The organism is Stenotrophomonas sp. 05L44_2, assembly GCF_056665995.1.
In genome coordinates this window covers 1-2,133 of record NZ_JBFTNR010000714.1, presented here as the reverse complement: position 1 = coordinate 2,133, position 2,133 = coordinate 1, and the positions used below count along the sequence as shown (strand labels likewise).

The 2,133-nt window shown below is 67.2% G+C and carries 4 protein-coding genes; all 4 read right to left on the bottom strand.

Annotation, left to right across the window (positions count from 1 at the left end; translation table 11 throughout):
* Positions 1-109, bottom strand: a 109-nt coding sequence (locus tag AC1VAN_RS19705; protein WP_480986525.1) for a 4Fe-4S binding protein, incomplete at its 3' end; no start/stop codon positions are given.
* A 132-nt stretch (positions 110-241) separates the two neighbouring features.
* Positions 242-733 carry a hypothetical protein gene (locus tag AC1VAN_RS19700; RefSeq protein WP_025878827.1) on the bottom strand — a complete coding sequence of 164 codons (492 nt, stop codon included), beginning with the start codon at positions 731-733 and terminating at the stop codon, positions 242-244.
* Between the two features lie 78 nt (positions 734-811).
* Positions 812-1,321, bottom strand: coding sequence for a pantetheine-phosphate adenylyltransferase (gene coaD / locus AC1VAN_RS19695; protein ID WP_480986524.1), 510 nt, complete (start codon positions 1,319-1,321; stop codon positions 812-814).
* A gap of 26 nt (positions 1,322-1,347) precedes the next feature.
* Positions 1,348-1,926 (bottom strand): 16S rRNA (guanine(966)-N(2))-methyltransferase RsmD, encoded by a 579-nt coding sequence (gene rsmD / locus AC1VAN_RS19690; protein ID WP_032977851.1) that lies wholly within the window; start codon positions 1,924-1,926, stop codon positions 1,348-1,350.
* Between the last annotated feature and the right edge of the window lie 207 nt (positions 1,927-2,133).

Here is a 2,133-nt window from a genome sequence, read left to right as displayed (position 1 = left end):
GGGCGGGGTCGATCACGTAGATGGTTTCACCCATCGTGATGGCCTGGTTCGGGCAGGCCGGCTCGCATACGTCGCAGTTGACGCAGAGCTCATTGATTTTCAGCGACATGGCGATACTCCACGCCCGCGCCTTGGGACAAGGACCGGCCTGCGCGGGCGCGCGGGCCGGTCAGGTCATCAGCGGCGCCCATCGCAGGGCGCCGCCCGGGCCGTGYCGAAGCACGACCGCCTCGGCTCGGTCTTACTTGGCTTCGACGAAAATGTACTCGGCACCGGTCGGCTGGACCACGGCCTGCACGCGGGCGTTGTCGGCGGACTGGCCGATGAAGACGACGCGCACGCCCTTCATCGAATCCGGCGAGACATCCTTGAACACGGTCTGGATCATGTCAGCCATCTTGCCCGAGGCCGACGAACCGAAGGCCAGCATGTTGCCCGGCTGCACGCCACGGGCCACGGCCTGGGTCGCGCTTTCGGTCTGGCGCTCGTACTTGGCCTGGAAGTCCGGATCCGATTCCGGCGACAGGTAGTACAGGAACGGGCTGTTGGTGATGTTGCCCATGTTCTGGATGGCCACTTCCTGCAGGTACTTCTTCCAGCCTGCGTCGTCTTCCTTGGCCGGCGCGACCAGCGCCTGCTTGGCTTCGTCGACCGGAGCGGCTTCTTCCTTCTTGCAGGCGGTGAAAGCCAGGGCAAACGAAGCGATCAGCATCGCGCGCATGGTGTTGTTCATGGGTTTCCTCCCGGAATGTTGCGTGTTGGTGTGCGTAATGGAATGCGTGGTGCTACAGGATCTACTGCTGGCCAGGGCTTACGACTGGGCCGACTTCGCTTCGCGGACCTTGCGCAGCGCCTCGAGCACGGCGGCCGGCACGAAGCCGGACACATCGCCACCCAGGCGTGCGATCTCGCGGACCAGCGAGGACGAGATGAAGCTGTGCTGCTCGGCGGGGGTGAGGAACAGGGTCTCGACCTCCGGAATCAGGTGGCGGTTCATGCTCGCCATCTGGAATTCGTACTCGAAGTCGGACACCGCGCGCAGCCCGCGCAGCAGCACACCGCCCTGCACCGAACRCACAAAATGGGCCAGCAGCGTATCGAAGCCGATGACCTCGACGTTGCTGTGGTGGCCCAGGGCGCCACGCGCCAGCTGCACGCGCTGTTCCAGCGGCAGGGCCGGTCCCTTCGAGGGGCTCTGCGCCACGCCCACCACGACCTTTTCAAACAGCGGCGCGGCCCGGCTCACCAGGTCGATATGACCATTGGTGATGGGGTCGAACGTGCCGGGATAGACGGCGATGCGGCGGTTGGCCACGGTCATGGGCGGTAGCAGATGTTCAGATGAGGTCAAAGTGTAGCAGCGGCGCGGCGGTACAGGGCAAAGCGCACCTCGCGGGTGCCGCCATCGCGGTGCAGCAGCCATTCCGGGGGCAGCACCGGCACGTGGCTGGCCGGCGATTCCAGGTACAGCCAGGCGTCGGCGGCCAGGTGCCGCGGCAGCTGGGCCAGCACGTCCTGCCACAGGCCATCGGCGAACGGCGGGTCGATGAACACCAGATCCGCCTGCTGTGCCGGCGCGGCCTGCAGCCAGCGCAGCGCATCGGCCTGGGCGACCGTCACGACGTCACCCGCCTGCAGTCTGGCCACGGCCGCCGACAGGTTGCGCGCCAGCTGCGGGTCGCGCTCGACCAGGGTGGCATGCGCGCCCCCCCGCGAGACCGCCTCCAGCCCCAGCGCGCCGCTGCCGGCGAACAGGTCCAGCACGCGCGCCCCGCCCAGCTTGGGCATCAACCAGTTGAACAGGGTCTCACGCACGCGGTCGCTGCTGGGCCGCAGGCCCGGCAGGGTCGGAACCGGCAGTCGGGTATTGCGCCAGCGCCCACCGATGATGCGCACCTGGCCTTCGTTGCCACCGCGGCCGCTCACAGGCGCCCCTGGCGAGGTTCATTCGAGAATTTCAGCATGAGCGGGATTGTAGTTCGGCCGGGCTGCGCCCGGCACCCGCAGAGGCCGAAGCAACGTCAAAAGCTGGTTTCCTGTGGGTTGGCGGGGTGGGTCCGGTTGAGGGGGACGCTGCAAGTACGTCCCTGTAAGCTCGGTCGCCGCATCCATGCGGCTCACGCCCCCTCAACC